This window comes from Campylobacter sp. US50a (assembly GCF_004379015.1).
In the GTDB taxonomy this organism is placed as follows: domain Bacteria; phylum Campylobacterota; class Campylobacteria; order Campylobacterales; family Campylobacteraceae; genus Campylobacter_D; species Campylobacter_D jejuni.
In genome coordinates this window covers 1-1,413 of the sequence record NZ_RYYJ01000037.1, presented here as the reverse complement: position 1 = coordinate 1,413, position 1,413 = coordinate 1, and the positions used below count along the sequence as shown (strand labels likewise).

The following is a 1,413-nucleotide window of genomic DNA, read 5'->3' as shown; positions in this document are numbered from 1 at the left end:
GACAAGGAAAGATTTGATGCACTTGAAGATTTTTTATTTTTTCTAAATACTCGTTTAGAAGAGGATTTTTTGCAAAATAAAATCAAAAGTCATGATTTTTCACATATTGTTTATTATACATCTTCTTTAATTGGAAACAACTGGGGATTTTCCCATATTTATATTGGAGATCTTTCTAAAAAATTCACATGTAAATTTGATAATTCTAAAACTGCAATAATTTTAAATACAATGAGAAAACTAAATAAAATTACAGATAATGTTACAAGAAGAATTCGTAAAGATTTTTTTTTAGATAATCAAGCTAAAGAGAAGCTAAAAGAAAATATTAATAAAATTTTAGAAAACTTCAACAAGAAGACATTGACAAATCTTAACACTCTACAATCTAAATTAAAAGAATGCACAAATGAATGAGATAGAACTTAACACTCAAAATAAAACCTTAAACGAAACAGAAAAAGACACAAAAACTATTTTTAAAATATCAAGGAATATAAATGAAAAAACCTTTTTATAAACTTAAAAGATTTTATATACCCTGCGGTTTGCTTATAGCTTTGATTATTTTTATAAGCTTAGCTTATCGCCCTTTAGAGCTTATCTTTTGGGATAAGTATAATCATGAAAAAGAAAATCAAATTAGAAAAGAGATATCTAAATTATTCTGGAGCAACGAAGAAGAATTTAAAAAAGTTTTTGTAGAACAAAACTTAAATCAAGAATTAAAACTTAATCAAAAAGAACTATTAAATTATATGCATAATTTTAAAAAAGATTTTAAATTTATGCAAATTTTAGGTTTAGACAATGCTTATTTGGTAGCTCTTAAAAATAAGGATGTATTATTTGGTTTGCAAATGCAAAATAATCTTAATTATTTTTATCTTGCTTCTAATAGCACTACTAATTTAAAAGAAATTAATAATTATTTAAATGTTGCGGATGAGTTGCTTGTCTTTATGAGTGAAATTGAAAAATTACCATCTAAGTATAATTTAGGTAAAATAATGTTTGAAATTAATTTTATGACTTATAATATCTTGTTTTTTGGTTTTACTTTAGATACAAATCTTATGTGTTCTATACCTCAAAAAGAACAGTTATTAGAAAATATGATTAATTCTTATAAAAAAATAAATTTATTTCATGATGCGGATTTAAAATTTCAAGATCAAGAATTATACGAAGCAATATATGTAACAAAAAAACTTAATTATTTCATAAATTTTGCTAAAGGAAGATTAAATGCATGCGGAAGATAATTTAAATTTTAAAGATAATTTTTAAATTATATAGGAAAAATAAATGTCTATTTATAAAGAATGTGAAGTTTGTAAAACAAAAATCAATAAATTACAAAATATTTGGAATATATTCTCAGGCAAATTAGAAATAAAATGCAAAAATTGC

Annotated in this window: 2 protein-coding genes; both read left to right on the top strand. The window is 22.2% G+C overall.

All coding sequences use genetic code 11. The features are described 5' to 3' along the window. Positions 1–417 (top strand): hypothetical protein (locus ELQ11_RS09965; protein WP_193551780.1); only part of this gene is annotated, 417 nt, incomplete at its 5' end. 83 nt (positions 418–500) lie between these two features. Beyond that, positions 501–1,265, top strand: a complete 765-nt coding sequence (locus tag ELQ11_RS09485; RefSeq protein ID WP_126218106.1) for a hypothetical protein — start codon at positions 501–503, stop codon at positions 1,263–1,265. Positions 1,266–1,413: the final 148 nt, after the last annotated feature.

Coding starts and splice junctions, on each gene's coding strand:
- ELQ11_RS09485 (WP_126218106.1), top strand. CDS start 501: ATGAAAAAACCTTTTTATAAACTTAAAAGATTTTATATACCCTGCGGT.